We start from the raw sequence: 24,485 nt of genomic DNA, 5'->3' as shown, positions 1-24,485 counted from the left end.
TCCAGACATAACAGTAACCGGTGAAGGCCTCATTAATTGTGACTGCTAATTGCGGAAGCAGAGAGGACAGTTACTCTTTCCCCCTGTCCTCTGTCCAGCTCTCCTCCTGCCTTCTTACTTCATAAACTTGTCGATGGCCTCATCCAGTTTTTCTATGGCTTCCGGATTATCATTTTTTACGGCGTCCACGATGCAGTGGTTCATATGGTCCTTTAACACCAGTTTTCCCACGTTGTTTAAGGCGGATTTTACCGCGGTGATCTGGATTAAAATATCACTGCATTCCTGTTCCTCTTCCAGCATCCGTTTTACGGACTCTGCATGGCCCACAACCCGGGACATCCGGTTAATCAGCTGCTTTTGATTGGGATGGCTATGTTTCTCCATGAAAATCATCTCCTGTTATTGTTATTCGATTTTTCACCTTTCGCCTGCATCGGCACTCGAATATGTCCTTAGTCGATTTCAATATCTTTCCATTTTCCTTTTAAAAAACGAATCATTAAAATAATGCCCCGAAGGGTAATATCAACGGCGTAGACGGTCCAAACCCCGATCAGGCCGTAGTCCATCCGAATACTTAAGATGTAAACCCTTACCACCCGGACGCCCCAAATCCCTAATAGGGAGGAATACATGGGAAACTTCGTATCCCCGGCCCCTTGCAGCGCGGCGGTGATAACCAGGGTGATGGCTAAAAAGGGTTGAAACAGCGCAATGATTCCAAGCACCCGGACCACCTGGTCAATGACTGCCGGGTCCTCGGAAAAGAGGCCTGCTAAAAAGGGAGCGAAAATGTAGTACACCCCGCCGTAGATTAGTTGTCCCGAGGGCATAATCAGCCGTTACACCGCTGCGTGGATATTGATTTTTGTCAGGGTTTTAAACATCTTACGGTTCAGTTTCCAGTCTGTGACATACTCCCACCACTTATAGAAGTGGGGGCTTCTCGTTCGAGTAGTCTACCGACTACAGCATAAGCGAGCTATCCCCGCGTGTCCCACGGTTCATGTGTCAGCAAATAAGCTAACTCATTACCTTGAATATTTTACACAGAGAAGGAGTGTAATCATCGCTTGGTTGTCGCATTCAGAATACACCGATTTCTCTCTGCAACCTCATATATTCAGTTTTCGATGTGCAACATTGCTGACATATTTAGTATACCCCTTTTTGCAAGAACAAAACCACCGATTCATCTCCCACCTACGCGCTCACTTTTTGAGTAAGGAAGGCTAAGAGGAGGGAGACTTCTCGGCATTGCGGTTAAAAAAAGCGACATGCTGATCCTTATAAATTGTCGAAATTTGTTGACAAATGTCAGGTTGGATAATAGGATAGAGAGATAAGAAAAATAAAAAAAGTGCTTGATTTTAAAATAGTTAACATGCAAGGTTTGAAAAGAGGTGATGCCTTTGAAAATCAAAAAAATGATAGTGACAATCCTCGCAGTGAATACCATGCTTTTTTACGGGAGTAAGTTTTTATTTCAAGGAAGTCCGACGGTATTGATGTTAGCATTAAACCTGTTGCAAATCCTTGGTTTAGTTTTCGCTTTAATATTTTTACATAAGGCCTGTGAAAGGGTCACTAATGAACATAGAAAACTTTGGGTACTGTTACGATTCGGGGTGGCAGCATACCTTATTGGAAATGTCCTTTGGATTATTTATGGATTTACGGAGGATGTACTCCTGTTTTCCGATGCCGCATACTTCTTTTGGATTGGGGCCTATTTGTTTTTTTTACATTCCCTAATCAGCCGAATCAAAATTACGGTTACCAGCAGGTTTAACCGGTCCTATGTTTTTAATGTTGTGGTCTTTATGATCACCATGGCTTCCATTAAGATACACTTTTTGATCGAACCGATCTTTACATTTTCCGAGCAAGCGCTACTGAACTGGTTTATGTCTTTAGTATTGCCTGTACTGGAATTAAGTATGCTCTTTGCCATTATAATTCTTTACTACCTGATATATAAGAAAAAAGAAGAAACCCCTTTACTTCTGGTTTTGGGTGGACTGTTTATACATATTGCTGCGGACTCCTATTATGGTTATTTAAATATGATGGGGGGCTACTATTCCGGACATCCGGTGGGTTTGTTATGGCTGAGCGCCATATGGTTGGTCGGTTTTGGCGGTTTTTATGCAAGGAACTCCCGTGAAGTCTCCAGGGCCAGTATTAAAAGAAACTTTGAAAAAAGGGAAACCACCATACCCTACATCAGTACGACAATTTTACTAGTGCTGGTTTTCTATAGTTACAATTGGGAAATCAATGCCCTGAGTTTCGGACTTTCCCTAATCTTGATCATGATTATTATACGACAACGGTATGTACTAAAGGAAAATAATAAATTAATCGATGAATATCGGTTTTTAGCTCATCACGACTCCCTTACAGGGCTCAGTAACCGAACGAGCTTTAGGCGTCAACTGAAGCATCAGATCAATCAGCCTGAAAACCGGGCGGTAGGTTTATTATTGATGGATTTGGACCGATTTAAAGTGGTAAACGATACCTTAGGCCATCAAACCGGAGATCACATTCTGGTAAAAACAGCGGCTTATTTACGGGAGTTCATTACTCCCGATATGCAGTTGTTTCGTTTGGGCGGGGATGAGTTTGCCGTTGTTTATGCCGAGGCATCGGAAAAAAAATGCATCGCGGTAGCGGAACGCTTGCTACGTCGATTTCAAAAACCGTTTTTTGTTCAGGAACATGAAATCCTCGTTACCGCCAGCGTCGGGATCAGTCTGTATCCCAAACACGGAGAAACGGTGAACGATTTGTTCAAGTATGCCGACGCCGCCATGTATCTTGCAAAGGACAGCGGACGGAACAATTATCGATTTTATGATGACGCCCTAAACCGGACCATGGTACGAAAGATGAAAATTGAAAATAGTTTAAGAAAAGGGATTGAGAAGAATCAGTTTACCCTCTGCTATCAGCCGAAGGTGGCCTTGGATACGAAGGAGATTGTGGGAATGGAGGCCCTGCTTCGATGGCACCACCCGGAGTTGGGTTGGGTATCGCCGGCAGAGTTTATTCCCATCGCCGAGGAGACCGGAAGCATTGTAAGGATTGGCCAGTGGGTGCTTCGGACCGCATGTAAACAAAATAAAATATGGAAGGAAAAGGGGCTTCCCTCCATGACGGTTTCCGTTAATGTATCCGTAAGACAATTTCAGCAGGGGAATTTGCTTAGCATTATAAAAGAAGAACTGGAAAACTCACAACTGGATCCCGGTCTTTTAGAGATCGAGATCACTGAAAGCATCATGCAGAATACGAATAAAAATGTGGAGCTCCTTCACCAAATCAGTGACTTGGGGGTTGGCATCTCCATCGATGATTTTGGAACGGGATACTCTTCCTTATACGTGATTCAGGAACTGCCAATTAATACCATAAAGCTGGATAAGTCCTTTATTGCAAAAATTCATGATAAAAAACAGCAGGTCATGATCAACACCATTATCAATATGGGAAAGGCACTGGATTTGAATGTGGTAGCGGAAGGCATCGAAAATGAGAACCAGTATAACCGGTTGCTGGAAAGCAACTGTAGTATGGGTCAGGGATATCTTTTTTCGAAACCTATAGCACCGAAAGTCTTTGAAGAACTTCTTTGGGAGAATGAAGCCATAGCAGTACCAGGATTCCAAAACTACCGTCAGGATTAGTTGACCTTTGGTTGGTCAGTTATTTTTGTTTATTGTTTTCAGTGTTCAAAATCTCATTTATTCCAACTGCAATTTGCGGTTGGATATAAAGAGGTTTTTTTATGCAAAAAAGTCGAAGAGTTTTTGGGGTGAATTTAGGAAAAATAAAGGGTTTGAAGAGGGTTTTGTAGAATAATACTGTAAAGCCACTGAAGCCAGGGGGACGTTTTGCAAGCCACGGGCACAAGCCGTGGAGCCACGGGGAGGAGCCACAGGGACGTTTTGTTTGCCATAAGTAGAGCATGCAAGCCAAGGGGACGTTTTGTTTGCCATAAGTAGAGCATACCCATAACTGGTGTCGGTAACGGAACATGATCAGCCAAACGCCCCAAGGACCATCTTTAGAAAAAAGTAATAGTTCAAAGCTTTAAATTTTTTACACAGGGAGGTTTATATGCACACTGTAGAATTTGTTGGCTCGGTAATTGTTTTATTTGAAGGGATTGGTTTTTATTTGAGTCAAGCGGCAAAAATCAGGAAAAACAATAACATTGAAGGAAAGATAAAATTGTATAGGTCACTGACTATTACAGACAAGCTCCTGGTGATGATTGTTACTTTACTATTAATCGCTATACTCTATGGAATTATGATCGTCAATCCTCAGCCCTATTGGTTTGAATTTATTCTAGTAGCAGGAGCTATCATGCAAGGACTGCGCGCTTATTTTGAAAGGAAATATGAAGAAAAATCGAATAGACATAAATTAAGCATACTGAATTCAATTTTTCTCTTGTTTTTAGCAATCTTTAGGACCCTACAGACTGTGATATTTTAGAGGTGTAAGTACTGAAAAAACAAGCATACAAGTCCAGCATATGACGGGAGGTTTATTGCGACCTTGTTTAATGGCAAACAAAACGTCCCCAGGGCATATCCCCAGGGCATAAGAACCTTAAAATCGGAGCCAAAGCCAAGGGGACGTCCCCAAGGCACATAAGGAGGCACAACAATGGAAAGTAAACAACTTATCATCGAATGCGAAAACGGCAAAAATATTTACCGGTTACTGACCGAAAGGTTTGCCGAGGAAAGGTTTTTTGACGGGCCCGCAAAGTCCATTTTGTCCGGGGATAATCTTTACATTATTTACGGGGAAAAATATTATTACCGAAACAAGTCCCGGATCTTTGCGACGATCACCATGCACCGAAGGGCGGATAATGAATGCAGAATCAACATCCTTCTCGGCGGCGGCAGTGGAGGGGTTACGGTGACCCTTGGTGCGGAGAAGAATTTGATGAAAAAGATTATAAAAAGGGTTGAAGAGGTTACCGAGGAGAATCAGTGGATATTGACGGAAGTAGATGAGGAAAAGGAGGAAAAGGAAAAGAAAAAGGATAAGGAACAAAAGTCAGAGGATGAAAATACGGGAAAAAACATGGGCCCGCTGTAGACTAGCGAAGCATAAAACCCAGCCTGCTGGATTTTGAAGTGCCACAAAGCCTTTTCCCACAGCGGGATGACAAAAACTCCGTCCCGCTGTCATCTAGATCGTAAGGATTTTTAATATTAGGAGGAGTCGCTGAAATGAAAAAAGTTGGGATTATTGGCGCTATGCCAGTAGAGACAGAGATTATTAAAAATGATTTGGAAAATTGTTTTATTGAAACACATGCAGGTTTAGATTATTATGTAGGCAAAATTAATGATATTGAAGTTGTTTTAGTGGTATGCGGAATTGGCAAAGTAAATGCTGCTATTTATACGCAGATTTTAATTGATAAATATTCAGTTGATAAAATAATCAATACAGGCATTGCTGGAGGGCTTTCTGATGATATTAATCATCTTTCTATAGTATTATCTAAACAGCTAACCTACTATGATGTGCGTAGAACACAAATGATAAGTTGTTTTCCAAATCAGGAGTTTTTTGAAGCGGATGCTAATTTAATTGACCTGGCAACTAAAATTTCAAAATCCAATAATTTAGATTATCATATTGGAACAATTGTATCAGGTGAAGACTTTATATCAGATACTAGGAGAAAAAGAGAGTTTCATCAAATTTACAAGGCAACTTGCGTAGAGATGGAAGGAGCAGCCATAGCACATACCGCTTTTGTAAACCAAGTTCCTTTTTTAGTTATTCGCTGTATTTCTGATTTATCGAATGAAGCAAGTACTGAAGATTATACTGAATTCGAAGAACTAGCAGCACATAAATCTGCTAATCTTGTGAAAGAAATGATACGTCAATTATATTAAGCAAATTAACCGATATACAAAAAAGATTATCACAAATTACGATAAATCCCGGAGGGGAAGAAATCTTTCGCAATATATAACAAGAAGTACTGATTTAAAGGAGGTTTTAACTATGGGTGGTATTCCTGTATTACTTATAATAGCTGGTTTAATAATTATGAACCAGCCTTTTCAACTTTACCCACTGCTACAAAATATACACATACTAAAATATTCGAGAATATTTCAACAGAGAATATTGGAAGAGTAATATCCACTAAATTATATAGTATTTTCCATGCACCTAATTTAAGAAAGTTACAGCCTGAAATCATGAATCATGCAGAATTATTAACTGAAGAAAAAGTTAAAAGTAGTTTAGAGGAATTATGGAGAAGCGTAAAAAATGAAGAAAAAGATTTGGGAATTATATGGTTAAGCGTAGATGGTAAGCTTCATAAAAGTGATGTAGACGAAGATATATTTTCACCTGGAGGTCATAAAAAAGGGCCAAGAAAAGTACTGGATAGATTGCATAGCTATTTTGTGGCTATAACTAAGTTTTTGTGTGTAAATCCTGAAGCAGAAATTTTCATATCAGCTGATCATGGAATGCATGCAAATATGAATTCTTATATTATAGGCAATTCGACACAAATAGAATATTTTGACATAAATCGTTATTTCCATATTAATGAAATTGGGAATAATGATTATATTATAAAAAAAGGTGGAAGCAGAGCTGTTTTTATAGAAATTGCAACTTTCAAGACAGGTATTATTGAGGCTTTATTAAAACTCAAGAGTGCAAACATAATAAAAATGATAGTAGATTATAATAATGGTGGAAATGTAGTTGAAAATATACATGAGATGGTTTTAGATAACAAATATTTAATAATACCATGTAAAGGGAAGGCTCTAAACAAAGATAACAAATATATCGGAGAACATGGAGGAATAGAATTTGATGAGTTTATAGTGCCGTACATAAACTTAAATATTGAGTACTAGATCGTTTTCTAAGAACCATGTAAAAGGCAAAAATATAAGGCTCTTTGTCAAGTAGTGTTGGTGAACTATTTTTATGATGATGAATGATAAAACAGAATAAATATAATAATGCAGCATAGGGAGTTGAAAAGTCTTCTTATGCTGTTTTTATATTGTAAGCGTAAAACATAGGACACATACCCGGTGAGTATTTCATCGAAATTGACCCATTGAATTCTTTTGTTTGACCCGGCAAGTACAAAATTTTGACCCACCATATTCATTAGAGAGCCACTGTTGTGGCTGGGTAATCCGGACTTAATGAATATTTCACTAAAATCGATCCACTGTCACGGTCAAATTGATCCACCTTCACGGTGGAACTGACCCACTATCACGAAGTACTATGCCGCTTCGTGGAAAAACTCTATAATGTATCTATTGGGTAATCCGGACTTAACTGTACCGCCTGTCCGGTGATACAGTACCGCTGTTCCGGCGACAGAGTACCGATATTCCGCTGTAAATGATATTGTAAAAGTGTACCACTAAAAGCTATTTCGCTACTGAATTTCTTTACCACCAAATCCAATAATCCTGTAAAATGATATCAAATCATTTATGGGAGGTTGAAAGGTGTGAAGGTAGAAATGGATGTATACAAAGAAATCAGACAGCGATACTTGAGTGGTGAATCCGAGCGTTCAATTGCAAGAAGCTTAGGAGTCGCTCGTCAAACAGTAAAAAAGTACTGCGAAGGCGCAGCGCATCCCGGGACAAGAAAGTCCTATGAGCGGGAACCAACACTAATCACTGACGAAGTGATTGAAATCATTCTCGAATGCTTTAAACATGATGAAGAAGAAAAAGTTCGAAAGCAAACCCACACAAGTAAAAAAATCTTTGACCGATTAGTGGATGAGAAAGACTTTGCCGGTGGAGAATCCACGATTCGAAAGGTCGTTCGAGACTTACGAAAAGCCCAAAGTGTTCCACATCAAAGTAGTGTTCCCTTATCCTATGAACCAGGTGAAGCGGTTCAAATTGACTGGGGCGAAGTAACCCTTTACTATAACAAGAAAAAAGTGAAGCTACATATCTTTTGTGGAAGACTATGTTATAGTTGCGATATCTTTGTCCAAGCTTTCTTTGCAGCCAATGAAGAATCCTTTCTCGAAGCACAACAGCGAATGTTTACCTTCTTTGGCGGTGTCACGAGACGAGCCATCTTTGATAATGCTAAGGTTGCTGTAAAAGAAGGCTTCGGGATTTATGCAAAAGCACAGGACCGCTACCTCGCCTTCAGTGCCCACTGTGCCTTCGACCTCGACTTCTGTAACCCCGGAAAGGGTAACGAGAAGGGGTTGGTGGAAAATCTTGTCGGGTATGCAAGGAAAAATTTCTTTGTCCCACTTCCTTCGATTACCGACATTGAAGCCCTGAACCGCCTTCTTTGGGAGAAATGCCTTCGGTACCGGGAAAATCATAAAATTCAAAAGCGGGAACATCCTGTGAAAATCATGTACGCCCAGGAACAAACAAGCCTTAACCCCTTGCCAATCTTTCACTATGATACCAGCAAAACAGCCGTCATCCGGGTGGATGATTACTCAACGGCCTTCTTTGAAAAAAGTTATTACTCTGTACCAACAAGGTACCTTAGAAAGCCGGTAACCGTAAAAGGTTTTGGAAACCACATTGAAATCCACTTTCAAAATCATGAAATTGCAAGCTATAAACGTTCTTACAAAGCGGGAGAAACCCAATACAAGCTTGAGCACTACATTGACCTTTTAGAGAGAAAGCCACGCTCCGTCTTTAATGCTAAACCGGTAAAGCAAAATGTCAGCCAGGAGCTTATGGAGTGGGGAAAAAGACTTCCCGGTGGTAACCGAGAAATGGTCAAGTTATTAAGGCTTTGTATCGACCATGGTGAAGATCGGATCCTATCGATTAAAGACTCTATTCCGAGCTATACTGTCCCGACAGTAGATCTTATACGTGCGCATCTTTGTCCATCGGAAAAGCTCACGGTAATCCCCATGAAGCAAGATGTTCCGGTGGAGCCGGTAAACCTTGTGAACTATGACAAAAAGTATGGGATGGTGCTGGAATCATGAAAAATTCAACACTACACCAACAAACCATTGAACTATATGCTAAACAGCTCAGAGTCCCCTCTTTTAACCGTTATGAAGAAGTCATAAGACAGATGGATAAGGACCAGAGTTTCGAAGATTTCTTAATCGAACTGTTAAAGACGGAAGCTGCTTCCCGGATGGAAAGTAGCCAAAAGAGAAAAATAAAAACGGCTAAATTTCCTTATCAGAAAACCTTTGATGAGTTGGATCTCCATCGCTATGATCATGTAAATGAAAGCGCATTTCGTGAACTGGCAACCTGTGACTTTATTGGTAAACGACAAAATATCGTAATGATCGGCAACACGGGTCGAGGCAAGACCCATCTTTCCATCGCCTTGGGCATCAATGCCTGTATGCAAGGCATGAATGTACGCTTCTGTACCGCAGCGAATCTATCGAATGAGCTCATCGAAGCAATGGAATATAAGCGTATTTTGAAGTTTGAAAAACAGTTGGCTAAAACGGACCTGCTCATTATTGATGAGATGTCGTATTTAACTTTTAATCGCCATCAATCCGAACTTCTTTTCAAGGTGATCGCAGATCGAGCGGAAAAACAAAGTGTAGTGGTTTCTACGAACTTAAAGTTCTCAGAGTGGACTACCCTATTTGAAAATGAAACCATGGTCTCTGCTCTGGTTGATCGGTTGACCTTCCGTTCCCATGTATTGAATATGAACGGCCCCTCTTACCGGAGCGAGCATGCCAATGGTACAACCAAAGAACTGAGTGAATGATATTAGGGAAAGCCTTATTCGGTTTTCCCTTTATATAGATATTAAGTGGTAAACCTTTTGATGATCAACTGGTAAACTAATTCAATATCGAATGGTAAACAAATTCATTGACGTTTAGAGCCTGATTCTTTTGTCTAAAATAAAGATTCACGATGTGCTAAACGATAACTTCTCCTGTAAAATAAAAGAGCTCGCATCGATGAGTAAGTATGTCTAAAACTGCGGTGGTAAGAGCCGGATCTCCTAAGAGTTCCGTCCAATCTTCCAGTCCTTTATTTGAGGTGATGATCAATGACGACTGTTCATGCAATGTCGAGAGCAGTTGAAAAAATAAATTAGCTTCTTCCCGGGTGATTGGAAGGTATCTAACCTCATCCATCACGACCACGGTGGTTTTATAAGGCTTAAATTTTTTCTCCGAAACTGTGGAAATATATTGACAATTATCTTGGGAACATGTATTCTATATACAAAGAACACATGTTCAATTCATGTGAGCTAAAAACCTTTATAGGTATTAAAACAGGGGGAATGGCCATGAAAAAAATCAATTCCGTTACAGACCATAATCAAAAGGAGGTGAACTACATAAAACCTACAACTTCTGCCAAAGATCAAACAAAGGAAATGGATTTTGGGGAAATGCTTACATCGGAGGATGTGAAAAAAAGACTGTTACTGGGAAGAAGCAAAGTATACCAAATTCTTCGTTCAGGAAAGCTTAAATCCGTACGAATTGATAGACAGTACCGGGTAAGTGAAAGTGCACTGAAAAGCTATATCCTGGAACATGAATCAGGAGATTTCGAACCAAAAGCGTAGTATAATAAGCAGTATAAATGATGGGCCGGAGACCCTATCCTTAAATCAAAAGGATGCAGGTCTCCGGCTTTTTTTATCCCCTGGAGGACATTTGATAAAGGGGAGAAATATTTCCTTCCAAAGGGACTTCTCCACACAGTGCGGGGAAGTTCTTTTTATAGGCATCTCTTTCAAGACTCAGTTGTATCGGTTTCCGGCTGATTGGTGCTTCCTCCGGTATTAATACATACAAACGATTGACTTTTCCCAGTCCCCTGCGTTTTTCAACGAGTAACTCATGACGGATGAGTTCTTCTTTATATTTTTTTATGCTCTTAGGATTCACATTCAACAGCTCTGAAAGACTGAAGTCTTCTTCAGGCTTTTCTTCCGGTCTTCGGGTATCATCTTGGGCAGGCTTGGTCTTGAAAAGTACAAAAGTATACCCTTCTTCATCGATCATTTCATTCTTTAAACTCAAGCTCATGCGATCGGACAAAATAACGTATAAAGATCTTGCCCCTAAGGAAAGCTTATGATACTTCCGGTTATAATAAAAATTCCTCGGTGTTTTGAGAAAACGAAAATCCACCTGATGCCCCCTTTTGTAAAAGCGTTTTGGATCTACCTTTGTGTTCTTCATTTACATTTCCCCCTTTAAAAATAATCTCGAACCGGTTATGGGGTTTATTATAATCAATTCTTGGAAGATTGCCTATCCCTTTTGCTGCAAAAAGCACTGGATAACACTAATCAACACCAATCAACACTAAACAACACTAATCAACACTTCTTCATTTTTGTTCACTCTTGTTATTTTTTATGGACGGTGGTAGATCGCCGTTGTCTTCTCAATCAAGACGTCAATTAATTCAGTATGGATCAATAAATCTCACTGAAGTCAGTTTTATTAAGATCAGTATAATTAGGGGGGATTTTTAGGAGCTACTGAGGCGAAGTTTTGTATTTTCAGAGGAGAAGATAAGTCGCTTCTTAAGAGATGTTTTTACGCCTTAGAAGGGGACGTTTCATCCTATTTGTGGATAAGATGTGGATAACCCCTGATATTCATGTGGATAAATTGTGCATAAGATTGAATGAGGTTTTCAAATAGAAATTTTGAGGTTTTTGAGTTATATCGAGTGTTGTTTAGTGTTATTTAGTGTTATCTAGTGTTGTTTAGTTCTTTTATTTGCAATGGGTATAGACATTTATTTTATTTCGGGTATAATATACGTAAATCGAACAAGAGTTCAAGAAGGGAGGTGAAAGATGGAGGTTTTATCCAAGGAGGAATTCTTAAGAAGATACCTTCGGGACCGAAAAAAACGTAAGGAAATGGAGAATCGAAAAAAAGAAGCGGAGATTATCGGTTACTATGCCCGGCATCATAAAAGGCCAAACTATGAGATTGATGAGGAGGTGATCTAAGAAAAGAAGGACAGAAAGGAGGGCGATAGAAAAAAGAGAGATAGGGGTTTGAGAGTTTGACAGGAAGGGAAATTGGGAAGGAAAAAGGAAAAAACTTTAAAGAGGAGGAAAATATGAGAAAAATACGCGTAGTAATTGACCCCGGCCATGGGGGAGAAGATCGATGGAATCGGGGACCGACCGGCTACATTGAAGCCGACGGCGTACTGAAAATTTCAAAGTACTTAAAAGAGGAGTTGGAAAAGACCGGGCATTTTGAAGTAAAGCTTACCCGGGAGAAAGACCAAACCTTATCCAGAAAGCAGCGGGCGGAGATTGCCAGGGATTTTAAAGCAGATCTTTTCATCAGCGAACACACCAATGCCTTTAACGGTACGGCCAAGGGGACAGAGGTTTATTACTCCGTTAAGCGGCCAAAGGATATGTCTTTTGCCGGGAAAATGTCCCGAGCCATTGCCACACACTTTCGTACCCACAACCGGGGGGCAAAAAACCGGTTGACCACAAAACGGGATGACTACTATGGGATTTTATACTACGGAGTGCTGTACCATATCCCATCGATTCTCTTGATCGAAAGTCTGTTTCATGATCATGTGGAGGAGGAGAAAATTTTACTGGAGGATCAAAATCTTCGAGATCTTGCGGAGGTTCAATGTGAAGCAATCAAGGACTACTACGGGATCCAGGAGGAAGAAGGGAGGGAAAAAGCAATGAAAGAAGATAGCAGGGAAGAGACCCCGGAGAAGCTGTACCGGGTGCAGGTCGGAGCCTTTCGAGAAAAAGAAAATGCCCTACGAATGATTGAAGCCTTGGAAAACGACGGATACCCTACGTATCTGGTGCCACCCCGATAAGGCCAAAGGAAAATCAGAATTTGCAAGATGTAAGCCGGAGTGCGGGAGTAAGAAAAGGGAGGAGTACATGGAAAAAATAAAAGAAAAAGGAGAATGTTATGCCGAAATCCCAACTGGTTGCCAAGATTAAACGAATGGATGTCACCAACAAAATTCAGCGAAAGCACTGGAAGCAAATGATCGGAATTACCCTGGGAGAGATTGCCCTAAACGATGAGAATCTGCTGGCGATTCGTAAGTTTCGTCCCAACGAGGAGGTGCTTGTGACCATAACGCCGGTGCAGCGGGATATGGCCGAGGAGATGGACCGTATTAAAAAAGCGAATCCCGTGGAGGGGGTGATTCCTGAGGAAAAAAGGCTGTCGGACTTGCCGGAGAATCCCTTAGACCTTCTAATCGAAGAGGAGAATGGCCGGGATGTTGAAGGCGCTCAAGAAGAGGAAGATCAGGAGCTTGCCACAATTACCGTGCTAACAGAGGGAGAGGAGGATATCTTAGGGGAAGGAGAGGAGGTGAGTAAGTCTTTTGAGTTTTAAGATCTGAACTAAAGGCAACAGCGAGATCAACAAAAGCGGGCTTAAGAACTAAAACATAAATCATAAGCCAAAGAAAGGAGGTTTATCTTAGTAAATCTCAACACCCTATGAAAGGAGGTGAAAAATATGGACCGAAAAAGAATGCGACTGCAAGTGGTTGCCGGGATGGACCCCGACGGGAATGAGATTCTCCGATCACGAACCATCAGCAACCTAAAGTTTGAAGCCCAGGATGAAAACATTAACATCGTGGCTGGTGCACTGGGCAGCTTGATCGCCACCCCGCTGAAGCAGGTAACCCGGATTGAAGAAGTGGTACTGTAAGGAGTGGGTGTAAACAGTACTGAGTAAAGTGAGTACTGCAAAAGGGTTATCGGAAAGAGAGATTGACAGGGGAAAATATAAGAGAAAGGAGGAAAATGAATGCCTAGACTTGAAATGAACTTTATCAACTCGGAAGGAAGCCGAACCCGTCTTTCCATGAACGATGCACGGGAAGACTTGACGGGAAATGAAGTGAAAAGTGCCATGGAAACCATCATCGACCAGAACGTCTTTGATTTTGCCCAGGCCCACTCCGCCCGGCTGGTTCGAACCACCTACGAGGATATTGAATTACCCGCGGAATAGGGTAAGGGATTACCCGAAAACAGGGTAGATAAAGGGCGGACATTTCTTGTCCGTCCTTTTTGAACCCTCAACAAAGGAGGAATGTCCTCTGAATTTAGAACTACTGATTATGGCGGTTATCGGAGCCATGATTGGAGAAGGGGTAAGAAAAGAATCGAGCCTCTTGGAAGTAAGTGTCGTCATCAACATCGCGGCCTCGGCTTTCCTAGCCTACCTGGCCGCCTTTGGCCTGATGAGCTTAGGATCCCTGCACGATGGGATTGTAGTATCCCTTTCAGGACTCCTGGGCTATCTCGGAGATCAGTACTCTAAGGAATGGCTTCTTAAAGCCTTAAAACGTTATGAAAATGGAGAGATGAAACCTTCCGAGATCAGGTTAAAGGAAAAGGCAGAAGGGGAAGGAAAAAAGAATAAGAATAAAACGGACTCTAATTAGGGGTCCGTTTTTTGATGTTTTGGTTTCTTTAGGGACTTATACCAAAGGATTTGCCAAAATAAGGCTCCATAAGGCGGGTGAATGTTGGGCAAAATGAAAAACTTACTGGAACAAGAAGGAAAATCTTCCACCTATATAGAATACTTATATAAAGAAAGAATTTGGAAGCTGTTTTTGGAGAGGGGGACCATCAATTTTCCAGTTTTCATGAGTGAAGGAACTATAATAGCACTTATGAAAAAAGTGTAAAAAACAATACCACGGAAGTGATTCTCTATTGTAATGCTGCGTGCTTTTTTAGCAAATTCAAGTTTTTTTATTGTGCCTCAAACTTATGAAATAGAAAAACCTCATATCGAAATAGAATATTAAAGAACATTGAGTCCGTTTCTTTAAACAACGAGAACGAGATGAAAGAGAATGAGAAAGAAGTAAAGCAATATTTAGAGAAGCATTGTGATTTATCTATAGTTCAAGCTTGCTCATTAAACCTTAACATACTTACCTTAATAGAAAAGGATAATCGAGCAAATGATGGATATAAAATAAATGAAAACACTGAAGGTGAATGTGAAAAGCTTAGAAGAGCTAACCTCATAAAAGATAACTATTTAATCACCCCTTTAATAAATTATTCATATGGTATTGACAAGATCAAAAATCTAGTTACATTAAATTTAAGATGTTCAAAAGATCATATTAATAATTCCCAATCGCATATTTGTAAGAATAGTAAAAAATGCGAACTGAAGTTAGATCTAAATAGATTTAAGTATGCGCCAAGATTCATACATTATCATGAGGTCCAGCATTATAATTTTTTTATAGAAGCATATAGGTATGAATCTGGGTATTTTGGTAGTTATGTCAAAAATGCTAAAGATTTTTATTCAGATGCTGGTATTAACGGTTTAAATCTAAGCAAGAAGTCGGAACCGTCTTTTGATGAAGACCTTGATATTCCAAAATATTTAAATATGAGAGTAAATGAAATTACTATACCTGCAATTGCTGAAAGAGAGAGTTTAAGAATCGGCGTAACCAGCATAAAAGTAGATAATAAAAATATTTCTCAAAGTTATTTAAAAACACCAAACCTGTCTCGTGATCGCTTTAATAAATTGATTAAATTAATAAATTATATAGAGTTAACAAAGAGTGATGTGGTTGTTTTCCCAGAAGTATCTGTGCCTTTTGCTTGGATTGGAATTCTAACAATATTTGCTAGAAAGCAACAAAAGACTATTATCTTTGGATTGGAGCATATGATTAACAGAAATAATGTAGCCATGAACTTCCTAGCAACAGTAGTACCTTATAAGATTGGTGGCTACAACTACTCATATTTGAAAATTAGGCTTAAAAATCACTATTCTCCAGATGAAGTGCGGCAATTGAAAGGATACAGATACAAAATACCCTATAACGTTGAGATGTCCTACGATTTATTTAAGTGGAAAGGTGTTAGGTTTAGCTGTTTTAATTGCTTTGAATTAGCTGATATTCAACACCGATCATATTTTAGAAGTAAAGTTGATTTTTTGACAGCCTCAGAATATAACCGTGATATACCATATTTTTCAAATATCGTAGAATCTGTAGCCCGAGATGTCCACTGTTACTTTATCCAGTCAAATAGTTCGGACTTTGGAGATTCGAGAATTACTAGACCATCCAGAACTTATGAAAAAGATATTGTTAAGCTGAAGGGTGGAATTAATGATCAGGTCGTAGTGGGTGAAATTAATATTAAACAATTAAGAGAATTTCAATATAAAGAATATGAACTTCAGAAGGATGATCAAAGTTTTAAACCAACACCGCCTAATTTTGATAAAAAAGAAATAGAAAAAGTGCTTTCTGAATCATAAAGCCAAGGGGACGTTTTGTTTGCCACTTGAATTCCCAACTCATAATGAGGTTACGAAAGTCCAGCTTAACCGTGGTTATTTGGTGGGGTGTTTTTAGGCTGGAAAACAAAGCGAAGTGCTCAAGTCGTCAAAACTACTATCGAAGACAAAACCATCACCTGGCGAGAAGGATTGATAGTCACTTAGTGGGTTTCAGTATATTTTAACCGAAGCCCATGAAGATTTTTAGCTCTAGTCACCAATATGATATAATAATGTAAAACAATACAGGAGGCAATATCATGAAAACGGTAGAAGTTGTGGCAGCAGTAATAATGGAAGATCAAAAGGTGCTTGCAACCCAAAGGGGCCAACATAAATACAACTATATTTCCAACAAATATGAGTTTCCCGGAGGAAAAGTAGAAAAAGGAGAGACTGAGGAAGTAGCTCTCGTTAGGGAGATCAAAGAAGAGTTAGGGATGGAAATAGAAGTAAATCAAAAGTTGATCACCGTAAACCATACGTATCCGGATTTTAAAATTATCATGCATACCTATCTATGCAAACGCCGGGGCGGGGAAATTAAGCTTTACGAACATCAAAACTATCAGTGGCTTTCGCCTGATGATTTATACAGTGTAGACTGGGCAATGGCTGATGTTCCCATCGTAAAAAGTTTGACCGAGAAAGTATTATAAGAGCTTCTAGAGATTTTACAAACTTACGTAGAGGAGACTAAATTATGGAATCAGAACTACTCAAGTCCCTAAAAACCGGATTTATGGATAAGAATCTTGGCTCCTTTAGTTATTACCAACCGAAGCTGATTGTAAATGATAAAAAGGAAAAGAAGAAAATTCTATCGACCTTACTCTATGAACTCCGCCACTGTGAATCCTTTGTATTTTCCGTGGCTTTTTTGTCGAAGAGCGGCGTGGCGGTATTAATCAATACCTTAGAAGAACTGCAGCAAAAAGGGGTGCGGGGAGAAGTATTAGTTTCTCAGTATTTAAACTTTACGGAACCGGAAGCCCTTAAATCCTTATTACAGTTTGATAATATTGATCTACGAATTGTGACCAATGGGGACTTTCATGCCAAGGGATATTTCTTTAAATATCCCACCCACTATTCCATGATCGTCGGTAGTAGCAACTTAACGGCACCTGCCCTGACCACCAATAAAGAGTGGAACCTATATGTAGTGGGTATGGAGCATTCCAAACTGATTGAGGACTCCTTAGAAATATTCTATCAGGAATATCATCAATCAAAAAAAGTCGATGATCGTTACATAAAAGCCTATGAAAAGATTTATATTCATCAAGGACCATTACAGATCGCACCTAAAGAACAGGTTGCAGAACATCGGTTGCCTGCTGCGGAAGACCAGCTCGATTATACTGCAGATTCTGGATATCAAACAAATAACGGTTATACCACGGATTTTATAAGCACGCTAAAACCCAATCCCATGCAGTATGAGGCAATGGAAAACCTAACAAAAATTCGCCGAGGATTTGATGGTAAGCCCAAACAGGATAAAGCGATGATTATTTCTGCCACAGGCACTGGGAAAACTTATTTATCCGTATTTGATGCGCAAAATTTTAATCCTGAACGATTATTATTTGTAGTACATAGAGGGAACATCGCAAGAGCAGCGATGAATAGTTATAAAGAGGTCTTTGGAAGTTTGAAATCCATGGGCCTATTCTCCGGTGGACATAAAGACACGGATAAGGATTTTGTGTTCTCGACGGTACAAACCCTTTCGAAAGAGTATAACCTAAAAATCTTTGATCCATCGACCTTTGACTATATCGTAATTGATGAATCTCATCATGCAGGCGCCGCTACCTATCAAAAGATTTTATCCTATTTCAAACCGAAATTTTTGTTAGGGATGACCGCAACCCCTGAACGGACCGATGGATACAACGTGTTTAAGGATTTTGATCATAATATTGCCTTTGAAGTACGACTTCATCGGGCGTTGGATGAGAACATGCTTTGCCCTTTTCATTATTATGGGGTAACGGATGTAAGTGTTGATGTGGAAGGAGATTCCAAGGAAGTATCCTTTGATAAACTGACTTCAGGGGAACGTGTGAAGCAAATTATTGATAAATCGAAGTTCTACGGTACCGACAACGGAAAGATTCATGGGCTGGTATTTTGCAATCTGACCAATGTGGCTGAAGAACTATCTCGAAAATTTAATAAACGTGGATTTAACACCATAGCTCTCACCGGTAAAGACTCGGAAGAAGGCCGAGAAGCTGCCATAGAGCGTTTGGAAATGGAAGAAGAGACCGATAAACTGGACTATATTTTCACTGTGGATATCTTTAATGAAGGAATCGATATTCCAAAAGTTAATCAAATAATAATGCTTCGACCGACTCAATCTGCAATCGTGTTTGTTCAGCAACTAGGGCGGGGGTTACGGAAAACACAAGGGAAGGAATACCTGACCGTGATTGATTTTATCGGAAACTATCAAAACAATTACTTAATCCCCGTAGCCCTTTATGGCGACGGAAGTTATAGCAAAGATCGGCTTCGAAAATTAGTAGCTACAGGAAGCACGGAAATCCCCGGTGCATCTTCGATTAATTTTGATCGAATTGCTAAGGAAGAAATTTTCAAAGCCATTGATACTGCAAATATGCAGTTGAAAAAAGATTTGGATAGAGATTATGATCTATTAAAATTCAAACTAGGGAAAGTCCCCATGATGATGGATTTTGTAGCACATGGTTCCCGGGATCCCATGCTCTATGTTCGATATTCCAACTCTTATTATAATTATCTGAGTTTACGAGAGGAAACTTACCAAGATCAGTTAGATGAAAAAGCCAAAAAAGTGTTGGAATTTTTCAGTTTACATGTGGCAAACGGAAAGCGCTACGAAGAACTTTTCGTCCTTGAGGCACTGCTGGGAATAAACGTAGAAAAAAGCAGTCAAGCCTATGTTGATGTTCAGGGAAATCAAGAAGTTCGTATCGATGAAATAAGCACAAATGAAATTAGTAAAAAAGAATTGATGGAAAGTTCCTTGGCTTGTGATTACCTTAATAATTTAACGGAGAAAAAACTAACATCCGCAGTAATTAACATTAATCTGCAGTTTATGAAGGAGCGCTTTGAGGGAAAACTAATACCAATCAACGAAAAATATAACATTCAAATTTTAGATCAAAAGAGATACGAAGTTGAGGGTGTGCTAGCCTTCAGCAATGAATTTATAAACCACTTACAACATCCGGTCTTCAAAGAATGTTTTCTCGATCAATTATCTTATGGGATCTATAGTTTCCAAAAGGATTATAACCCTTCTAAAGATATTGACGGGTTCGTGCTTTACCGTAAATACGCGAGGAAAGATGTATTTCGAATTCTAGGATGGGATGAAAATCCTCTAGCGCAAAATGTTGGGGGATATATGATCAGTAAAGATCATAAAGACTGCGCGATTTTTGTAAATTATCACAAAGAAGAAGACATCAGCAGCACCACAAAATACGAAGATCGATTCATCACACCGGATCTTTTTCAGTGGATGTCGAAGTCCCGGCGAAAGTTAGATAGTAAAGACGTTAGGACAATTGGAAATTATAAAGAGCATGAGATGAGACTACCTTTATTTGTAAAGAAACACAATGATGAAGGGTTTGAATTTTACTATATGGGAGATACAGAGCCTTTAGTAGAGCAGTTTGAAGAACAAAAAATGGATACTGATAATGGGAAATCCGTATCCGTTGTGAAGATGATGCTCAAGCTGAAAAGCCCGGTACCCCATGAAATGTATGAGTATATTACTTCGAAAGAGGGTTAAAACTTGACGTAAGGTCATATAGACGAGAGATAGAGGGGATATTACCCTGAGATGTGGGTTAGTTTTCATTGTAAAATAACATAAGGGCGGTTATCTTATCGGACGTAGGGTGGAGAATAGATGCGGATATTCTATAGCGACCGATGAGTTTTTAATAGCGATCCTAACAAAGGAGGCCGGAACCATCATGAATAAATCAACCTTCAAAGGTACTATAATATCAATCCAACCTCGCATTCGCCTAACCAGGTCCTTCGATGAAGCCTCCCATACATACCTGGGATATGCGATCACTTTAAAAGGCGAGCTGGTCAACACTAAGTCTACCTTCTCCATAGGCATCGAAAAAGCCGCTCAAGCGAAACATGAGTTTAAAGTAAATGATGTTATATCGGAGGCCTGCGTTCCTGTACCGGATCCAGATATGGAGCCGGCTGAATTTCATAAAGTCTCCAAACTTAAACTCCTCTCAAAAGGGACCACTGGTAGCACATCATCGCCATGGGAACTGGTCCCGCCTGCTCTGGAAGTTTACAGACAAAGAGGACACCGAAGACTTGCAGCTAGGACTTATGACACTAAGTGTATCAGCTGTATGTGGGGAGCTAGGATGCCTGTTGAGATTATTATTGATAACTGGAATCCTAGAGGTAAGAAGAAATATCGGTTTGAGACATTCTGTTATGGTCCACTTAATTGTAAGCTGTATAAAGCCGGTCCTAAACGGAAGGTGGAAGTGCGGAACAAGATGGTGTACATCGAGGAAGATTGGGTAGATGAAATGGCCGTGGAGCATCGGGATCCGGAGGAATGTTCATGGTGAATTTGATTTGTTGTTGAGGAAAAAGCACAAGAAGTGCTGTTTGGATTAAATCATGAAAGAGGGATAGAAAGATGAAGCAGTCAAACATTGAGTTCTTAATGCATATGACAAAAGATTACTTAGAGGGAAAAAGTGACTCCTACAGCTATGGAATGGACTTTTCCCATGAAGTAGGGTTTCGATATAATAAGCTCGTAAAGGAAGATCGTGAAATTGCGGATTTTATTTACCGATGTTTAGTAGAAGAAGGGGCCAGTCTTTATGATGTGTTACCGGAAGAGGAGTTCAGGGAGAAAATTGAAAAAGAGTATGCGTATCTTGTAGAAATTTATAATGGTAATGTGGATTTGCTTTAGTCAAAGGAGGGATGCCATTGATTTATCTAACAGGTGATACCCATGGCAGGTTTGAAAGAATAAAACGTTTCTTGGAAGAGCAGCAGACCACAAAAGATGATATGATGATAATAAGTGGTGGGAGTATTCATGATCGATCAGAGTACGGTGGATAACAGCACAGAGATATGGTTAGATGAGATTTTTGAGAAGCTGACCTTTGAAAAGTGGTATTGTGGCCATTACCATGGGGAAAAGGTGATTGATAAAATACGATTTTTATTTGAAGGGTATATGATGTTGGGGCAATAGGTAGTGAAAAATGGAAGAATGAAGGCAACACTGGGTTGGAATAAAAAGATAAGTTCAGATTGATTATATAAGCTTATTGGTGGTACATGATGATTTTTTAATAATGGAACGTTATTTTTCAAAAATAAAGAAAATCATGACAAAATTAAAAAGCTCACTGAGTTGTCTGATTACTATGATCAAGCTACTTGGTGGTTTTTTATATCTCAAACAAACGGAGCGAAAATGGAAATGGTTCCGAATGTTAGGTCTCGAATAGGATTGTTTTTAATAATGGAATGATATTCTTTACAAATAGAGAATAACGTGCTAAAATTAAAAAAAGATGAATATTGACTTTTGAAACGGGCATAATGTTTTAATAATGGAACGTTATTCATTGAATACAAAGAAAAACGTGACAAAAATAAAAAGAGAGGTGAGAAAAGTGAATGTCTATACTGAACTGGCTAAACACCCTGTTTTCACCATAGAAGATGTAAAAAAACTGACTGGAAATGAGAAAACGGCTTATTCTCAGGTGGACCGTTTAATGAAAAAAGGTCTAGTCAAAAAGATACGAAAAAATATCTACTCTGTGGTCAATCCAACAACAGGGCAGGTGGTAGCTACTCGATACCAAATCGCCTGTGCTATAACTGATACTGCTTATATTTCTCACCATAGTGCCTTTGAATATTATGGACTGGCAAACCAAGTTTTTTATGAAGTGTATGTTTCATCTGAAACGAAGTTCAATCACTTCGAGTATGGTCATACCACTTATAAATATGTTGCATCTAGGATGAGCGAGGGTGTTGTTGAAGTAAAGAACACCACCGGGGTTAAAATAACTGATCTGGAACGGACAGTTGTTGACAGCATAAGGGATTTTAACAAAATAGGTGGGTTTGAAGAACTGCTGAACTGCCTGGAAGGCATCCATCACTTGGATGAAAAGAAACTGAAGCGATATCTTGATATATATGATACCCAGGGACTTTATCAACGGGTAGGATATCTCCTCGATCATTACCGAAAAGAGATGCAGTTATCAAAGGAGTTTATAGAATACTGCAAAGATAAAATAGGAAAAAGCCGAAGATACCTGGTTAGTGAGTTGAAAGGGGAAAGCAGCTATAACAGTGAATGGGAACTGATGGTGCCGGAAGAGCTATTTGAAATAACCGATCAAGGTGGCGATGTACTTGTCTAATTACGACATTATATATTTAGGGAAAAAAGCTGAAGAACTAGGATTTGTGAGGGATACATTAGAAAAAGTTACAAGACTTGCAGATGTTTTGGAGTATCTCAATACAAATCCGGTTCTTAAAGATAGTCTCGCATTAAAGGGTGGGACGGCTATTAATCTAACAATTTTCAACTTGCCACGTCTTTCTGTAGATATAGACTTGGATTATTTAATCCCCAACAGTAGACAACAGATGATTGAAAGTCGAGAAGTCATTAACACTACCATTGATCGTTATATGGTTTCCCAAGGATATTCTAAAAACCCAAGGACAAAGAATCCCCATACCCTTGATTCCTGGGTTTATGACTACATGGGAGCTAGTGGGAACAAAGATAACATTAAAATTGAAATCAATTACTCTTTAAGATCTCATGTACTTGAAGCCGAGGAAAGGCCAATTATCACTGAGCATTTCTCCAGTGAATACAAGGTCAAGTGCTTAGCTCCGATTGAGATATACGGAAGCAAAATTAATGCACTGCTAAGCAGAGCCGCAGCTAGAGATTTATATGATGCTAGAAACATGATCCATTTTGGACTCTTCGATGAGTCAGAAGGAGAAATGTTAAAAAAGTGCGTTATATTCTATGCTGCCGTATCTGCTAAAGATATTAATAAGACCTTTGACACTAAAGCCATCGATTCCATTACCCAAAGAAAGATTAAAACGGATCTCCTTCCAGTGATTAAAAGGAAAGATGATTTTGAGTTGGAATCCGCTAAGAAGCTTGTCAAAGAGTACACTTCTGAATTGATGGTTCTTACAAAGGAAGAGAAAGAGTTCTTGGATAGTTTTGAAAGTGGAGAATACATTCCAGAGCTTCTATTTGAAGATAAAAAAATTCTGGACCGTATAAAGAACCATCCAATGGCATTATGGAAAACTAGATAAAATTATGCAACCCACCTAGATATTTTCTAGCTACGGAACGTTACCGAGGTTAGAGAAAATCTGAGTGGGTTATTTCTTTAAGCAGAATGATCTTATAATATAGCGGTACAGAATGACCGGACAGGTGATCCAATTATGAGCGGAATATCCAGTTGCTAATAAACAAAATTTTGTCTTAATAGATTCTGATAATGAGAAGGAAAAAATAGAATAAAAATCGAATATAGTAATAATAACAAGTCATTTTTTTCAAGGAGGTAAAATGATGGCAAAAAAAGCCGCAAGCTGGAGGAAACCTGAGGGAAAAGAGGGGCTAATTGGTGTCAAGAAGGTGGATGACTCGGTTTTTAAGTACGGCATTGATATTCCGATGTCATTTTGGAAGGAATTTAAAGAAGCTAATGGAATGCAAGATGTGGAGGAAGGGAAAGCTGAAAAAATCAAACTCATTTTTGAAGATACAGTTTTTGGTGCAGAATTAAGGAGCGTCCGGGACTGGGGGGATTGCGATGATTTTTGCACCCACGCCCTGGGAGCGCTGATCAGTCAGCACAATCATTTATTCGACAGGGTGGTGACATACTCCCACCACTTATAGAAGTGGGGGCTTCTCGTTCGAGTAGCCTACCGGCTACAGCATAAGCGAGCTAACCCCGTGTGCCCCACGGTTTTATGTAGAAGTTATGCCAATGTCATACGC

At 39.5% G+C, this 24,485-nt stretch carries 28 protein-coding genes; 24 read left to right on the top strand and 4 right to left on the bottom strand.

All coding sequences use genetic code 11. The features are described 5' to 3' along the window. Positions 1 to 114: 114 nt before the first annotated feature. Positions 115 to 387: a metal-sensing transcriptional repressor gene (locus ISALK_RS09160; protein ID WP_201756880.1), complete on the bottom strand. Its 273-nt coding sequence runs from the start codon at positions 385 to 387 to the stop codon at positions 115 to 117. A 68-nt stretch (positions 388 to 455) separates the two neighbouring features. Continuing rightward, positions 456 to 836 carry an MATE family efflux transporter gene (locus ISALK_RS09155; protein WP_160721487.1) on the bottom strand — a complete coding sequence of 127 codons (381 nt, stop codon included), beginning with the start codon at positions 834 to 836 and terminating at the stop codon, positions 456 to 458. 579 nt (positions 837 to 1,415) lie between these two features. On the opposite strand from ISALK_RS09155, the gene ISALK_RS09150 reads away from it, so the two are divergent. The 7 genes from ISALK_RS09150 to istB all read left to right on the top strand — a co-directional run bounded on the left by ISALK_RS09150 (position 1,416) and on the right by istB (position 9,798). Beyond that, the gene (locus ISALK_RS09150; RefSeq protein WP_160721485.1) at positions 1,416 to 3,695 is read left to right on the top strand and encodes a putative bifunctional diguanylate cyclase/phosphodiesterase; all 2,280 of its coding nucleotides are present in this window, start codon (positions 1,416 to 1,418) and stop codon (positions 3,693 to 3,695) included. 433 nt (positions 3,696 to 4,128) lie between these two features. Then, positions 4,129 to 4,512, top strand: a complete 384-nt coding sequence (locus ISALK_RS09145; RefSeq protein WP_160721483.1) for a DUF4181 domain-containing protein — start codon at positions 4,129 to 4,131, stop codon at positions 4,510 to 4,512. A gap of 174 nt (positions 4,513 to 4,686) precedes the next feature. Beyond that, on the top strand, positions 4,687 to 5,130 hold the full coding sequence (locus ISALK_RS09140; RefSeq protein ID WP_160721481.1) for a hypothetical protein: 444 nt from the start codon (positions 4,687 to 4,689) through the stop codon (positions 5,128 to 5,130). Positions 5,131 to 5,264: 134 nt separating this feature from the next. Then, on the top strand, positions 5,265 to 5,945 hold the full coding sequence (locus ISALK_RS09135) for a 5'-methylthioadenosine/adenosylhomocysteine nucleosidase (protein ID WP_160721479.1): 681 nt from the start codon (positions 5,265 to 5,267) through the stop codon (positions 5,943 to 5,945). 312 nt (positions 5,946 to 6,257) lie between these two features. After that, complete coding sequence (locus ISALK_RS09130) at positions 6,258 to 6,938, top strand: hypothetical protein (protein ID WP_160721477.1); 681 nt, start codon at positions 6,258 to 6,260, stop codon at positions 6,936 to 6,938. Between the two features lie 617 nt (positions 6,939 to 7,555). Next, positions 7,556 to 9,037: an IS21 family transposase gene (istA, locus tag ISALK_RS09125; RefSeq protein ID WP_160721475.1), complete on the top strand. Its 1,482-nt coding sequence runs from the start codon at positions 7,556 to 7,558 to the stop codon at positions 9,035 to 9,037. Then, entirely contained in the window at positions 9,034 to 9,798 is a 765-nt protein-coding gene (gene istB / locus ISALK_RS09120; protein WP_160721473.1) for an IS21-like element helper ATPase IstB, read from the top strand. The genes istA and istB overlap by 4 nt, the downstream gene beginning before the upstream one ends. Before the next feature lie 157 nt (positions 9,799 to 9,955). Here istB and ISALK_RS09115 read toward each other — a convergent pair whose 3' ends face one another. After that, entirely contained in the window at positions 9,956 to 10,186 is a 231-nt protein-coding gene (locus ISALK_RS09115) for an ATP-binding protein (protein WP_371723796.1), read from the bottom strand. Positions 10,187 to 10,335: 149 nt separating this feature from the next. Between ISALK_RS09115 and ISALK_RS09110 the strand changes: the two genes are divergently transcribed. Further along, on the top strand, positions 10,336 to 10,620 hold the full coding sequence (locus ISALK_RS09110; protein WP_236660337.1) for a helix-turn-helix domain-containing protein: 285 nt from the start codon (positions 10,336 to 10,338) through the stop codon (positions 10,618 to 10,620). Positions 10,621 to 10,693: 73 nt separating this feature from the next. Here ISALK_RS09110 and ISALK_RS09105 read toward each other — a convergent pair whose 3' ends face one another. Continuing rightward, on the bottom strand, positions 10,694 to 11,242 hold the full coding sequence (locus ISALK_RS09105) for a replication initiator protein A (RefSeq protein ID WP_160721471.1): 549 nt from the start codon (positions 11,240 to 11,242) through the stop codon (positions 10,694 to 10,696). 629 nt (positions 11,243 to 11,871) lie between these two features. On the opposite strand from ISALK_RS09105, the gene ISALK_RS09100 reads away from it, so the two are divergent. The 16 genes from ISALK_RS09100 to ISALK_RS14925 all read left to right on the top strand — a co-directional run bounded on the left by ISALK_RS09100 (position 11,872) and on the right by ISALK_RS14925 (position 24,383). Then, positions 11,872 to 12,030, top strand: a complete 159-nt coding sequence (locus tag ISALK_RS09100) for a hypothetical protein (protein ID WP_160721469.1) — start codon at positions 11,872 to 11,874, stop codon at positions 12,028 to 12,030. Between the two features lie 113 nt (positions 12,031 to 12,143). After that, positions 12,144 to 12,887, top strand: a complete 744-nt coding sequence (locus ISALK_RS09095) for an N-acetylmuramoyl-L-alanine amidase (protein ID WP_160721630.1) — start codon at positions 12,144 to 12,146, stop codon at positions 12,885 to 12,887. A gap of 98 nt (positions 12,888 to 12,985) precedes the next feature. Next, the gene (locus ISALK_RS09090) at positions 12,986 to 13,423 is read left to right on the top strand and encodes a hypothetical protein (RefSeq protein WP_160721467.1); all 438 of its coding nucleotides are present in this window, start codon (positions 12,986 to 12,988) and stop codon (positions 13,421 to 13,423) included. A gap of 126 nt (positions 13,424 to 13,549) precedes the next feature. Then, positions 13,550 to 13,747, top strand: a complete 198-nt coding sequence (locus tag ISALK_RS09085; protein ID WP_160721465.1) for a DUF1659 domain-containing protein — start codon at positions 13,550 to 13,552, stop codon at positions 13,745 to 13,747. Positions 13,748 to 13,846: 99 nt separating this feature from the next. Continuing rightward, a complete protein-coding gene (locus tag ISALK_RS09080) occupies positions 13,847 to 14,053 on the top strand; it encodes a DUF2922 domain-containing protein (RefSeq protein ID WP_160721463.1) in 207 nt (68 codons plus the stop codon). Between the two features lie 46 nt (positions 14,054 to 14,099). Beyond that, positions 14,100 to 14,489, top strand: coding sequence for a hypothetical protein (locus tag ISALK_RS09075; RefSeq protein ID WP_160721461.1), 390 nt, complete (start codon positions 14,100 to 14,102; stop codon positions 14,487 to 14,489). Positions 14,490 to 14,899: 410 nt separating this feature from the next. Beyond that, the gene (locus tag ISALK_RS09070) at positions 14,900 to 16,360 is read left to right on the top strand and encodes a carbon-nitrogen hydrolase family protein (RefSeq protein ID WP_160721459.1); all 1,461 of its coding nucleotides are present in this window, start codon (positions 14,900 to 14,902) and stop codon (positions 16,358 to 16,360) included. Positions 16,361 to 16,641: 281 nt separating this feature from the next. Then, a complete protein-coding gene (locus ISALK_RS09065) occupies positions 16,642 to 17,040 on the top strand; it encodes a (deoxy)nucleoside triphosphate pyrophosphohydrolase (RefSeq protein ID WP_160721457.1) in 399 nt (132 codons plus the stop codon). 44 nt (positions 17,041 to 17,084) lie between these two features. After that, complete coding sequence (locus ISALK_RS09060; RefSeq protein WP_160721455.1) at positions 17,085 to 20,186, top strand: DEAD/DEAH box helicase; 3,102 nt, start codon at positions 17,085 to 17,087, stop codon at positions 20,184 to 20,186. A gap of 187 nt (positions 20,187 to 20,373) precedes the next feature. Beyond that, on the top strand, positions 20,374 to 21,009 hold the full coding sequence (locus tag ISALK_RS09055; protein ID WP_160721453.1) for a hypothetical protein: 636 nt from the start codon (positions 20,374 to 20,376) through the stop codon (positions 21,007 to 21,009). Positions 21,010 to 21,080: 71 nt separating this feature from the next. Continuing rightward, positions 21,081 to 21,365, top strand: coding sequence for a hypothetical protein (locus tag ISALK_RS09050; protein ID WP_160721451.1), 285 nt, complete (start codon positions 21,081 to 21,083; stop codon positions 21,363 to 21,365). Between the two features lie 17 nt (positions 21,366 to 21,382). After that, positions 21,383 to 21,520: a hypothetical protein gene (locus ISALK_RS09045; RefSeq protein ID WP_160721449.1), complete on the top strand. Its 138-nt coding sequence runs from the start codon at positions 21,383 to 21,385 to the stop codon at positions 21,518 to 21,520. Continuing rightward, positions 21,495 to 21,656: a hypothetical protein gene (locus ISALK_RS09040; protein WP_160721447.1), complete on the top strand. Its 162-nt coding sequence runs from the start codon at positions 21,495 to 21,497 to the stop codon at positions 21,654 to 21,656. Before ISALK_RS09045 ends, ISALK_RS09040 begins: the two co-directional genes overlap by 26 nt. Positions 21,657 to 22,083: 427 nt before the next feature. Next, complete coding sequence (locus ISALK_RS09035; protein ID WP_371723792.1) at positions 22,084 to 22,851, top strand: type IV toxin-antitoxin system AbiEi family antitoxin domain-containing protein; 768 nt, start codon at positions 22,084 to 22,086, stop codon at positions 22,849 to 22,851. Beyond that, the gene (locus tag ISALK_RS09030; protein ID WP_160721443.1) at positions 22,838 to 23,785 is read left to right on the top strand and encodes a nucleotidyl transferase AbiEii/AbiGii toxin family protein; all 948 of its coding nucleotides are present in this window, start codon (positions 22,838 to 22,840) and stop codon (positions 23,783 to 23,785) included. Before ISALK_RS09035 ends, ISALK_RS09030 begins: the two co-directional genes overlap by 14 nt. Positions 23,786 to 24,050: 265 nt before the next feature. Beyond that, positions 24,051 to 24,383 (top strand): hypothetical protein, encoded by a 333-nt coding sequence (locus ISALK_RS14925; RefSeq protein ID WP_201756878.1) that lies wholly within the window; start codon positions 24,051 to 24,053, stop codon positions 24,381 to 24,383. Positions 24,384 to 24,485 lie beyond the last annotated feature (102 nt).

The sequence above is a fragment of the Isachenkonia alkalipeptolytica genome, assembly GCF_009910325.1.
In the GTDB taxonomy this organism is placed as follows: domain Bacteria; phylum Bacillota; class Clostridia; order Peptostreptococcales; family T1SED10-28; genus Isachenkonia; species Isachenkonia alkalipeptolytica.
The sequence above is the reverse complement of the archived record's forward strand: the minus strand, read 5'-3'. Positions and strand labels throughout refer to the sequence as shown.

What these genes read in the sequence shown, in the direction of transcription:
- ISALK_RS09095 (WP_160721630.1), top strand. Translation starts at nt 12,144, where the DNA reads ATGAGAAAAATACGCGTAGTAATTGACCCCGGCCATGGGGGAGAAGAT.
- ISALK_RS09105 (WP_160721471.1), bottom strand. Translation starts at nt 11,242, where the DNA reads ATGAAGAACACAAAGGTAGATCCAAAACGCTTTTACAAAAGGGGGCAT.
- ISALK_RS09030 (WP_160721443.1), top strand. Translation starts at nt 22,838, where the DNA reads ATGTACTTGTCTAATTACGACATTATATATTTAGGGAAAAAAGCTGAA.
- ISALK_RS09145 (WP_160721483.1), top strand. Translation starts at nt 4,129, where the DNA reads ATGCACACTGTAGAATTTGTTGGCTCGGTAATTGTTTTATTTGAAGGG.
- ISALK_RS09100 (WP_160721469.1), top strand. Translation starts at nt 11,872, where the DNA reads ATGGAGGTTTTATCCAAGGAGGAATTCTTAAGAAGATACCTTCGGGAC.
- ISALK_RS09130 (WP_160721477.1), top strand. Translation starts at nt 6,258, where the DNA reads ATGAATCATGCAGAATTATTAACTGAAGAAAAAGTTAAAAGTAGTTTA.
- ISALK_RS09050 (WP_160721451.1), top strand. Translation starts at nt 21,081, where the DNA reads ATGAAGCAGTCAAACATTGAGTTCTTAATGCATATGACAAAAGATTAC.
- ISALK_RS09090 (WP_160721467.1), top strand. Translation starts at nt 12,986, where the DNA reads ATGCCGAAATCCCAACTGGTTGCCAAGATTAAACGAATGGATGTCACC.
- ISALK_RS09110 (WP_236660337.1), top strand. Translation starts at nt 10,336, where the DNA reads ATGAAAAAAATCAATTCCGTTACAGACCATAATCAAAAGGAGGTGAAC.
- ISALK_RS14925 (WP_201756878.1), top strand. Translation starts at nt 24,051, where the DNA reads ATGGCAAAAAAAGCCGCAAGCTGGAGGAAACCTGAGGGAAAAGAGGGG.
- ISALK_RS09140 (WP_160721481.1), top strand. Translation starts at nt 4,687, where the DNA reads ATGGAAAGTAAACAACTTATCATCGAATGCGAAAACGGCAAAAATATT.
- ISALK_RS09135 (WP_160721479.1), top strand. Translation starts at nt 5,265, where the DNA reads ATGAAAAAAGTTGGGATTATTGGCGCTATGCCAGTAGAGACAGAGATT.
- ISALK_RS09060 (WP_160721455.1), top strand. Translation starts at nt 17,085, where the DNA reads ATGGAATCAGAACTACTCAAGTCCCTAAAAACCGGATTTATGGATAAG.
- ISALK_RS09160 (WP_201756880.1), bottom strand. Translation starts at nt 387, where the DNA reads ATGGAGAAACATAGCCATCCCAATCAAAAGCAGCTGATTAACCGGATG.
- ISALK_RS09070 (WP_160721459.1), top strand. Translation starts at nt 14,900, where the DNA reads ATGAAAGAGAATGAGAAAGAAGTAAAGCAATATTTAGAGAAGCATTGT.
- ISALK_RS09155 (WP_160721487.1), bottom strand. Translation starts at nt 836, where the DNA reads ATGCCCTCGGGACAACTAATCTACGGCGGGGTGTACTACATTTTCGCT.
- ISALK_RS09055 (WP_160721453.1), top strand. Translation starts at nt 20,374, where the DNA reads ATGAATAAATCAACCTTCAAAGGTACTATAATATCAATCCAACCTCGC.
- ISALK_RS09065 (WP_160721457.1), top strand. Translation starts at nt 16,642, where the DNA reads ATGAAAACGGTAGAAGTTGTGGCAGCAGTAATAATGGAAGATCAAAAG.
- ISALK_RS09080 (WP_160721463.1), top strand. Translation starts at nt 13,847, where the DNA reads ATGCCTAGACTTGAAATGAACTTTATCAACTCGGAAGGAAGCCGAACC.
- ISALK_RS09040 (WP_160721447.1), top strand. Translation starts at nt 21,495, where the DNA reads ATGATCGATCAGAGTACGGTGGATAACAGCACAGAGATATGGTTAGAT.
- istB (WP_160721473.1), top strand. Translation starts at nt 9,034, where the DNA reads ATGAAAAATTCAACACTACACCAACAAACCATTGAACTATATGCTAAA.
- ISALK_RS09085 (WP_160721465.1), top strand. Translation starts at nt 13,550, where the DNA reads ATGGACCGAAAAAGAATGCGACTGCAAGTGGTTGCCGGGATGGACCCC.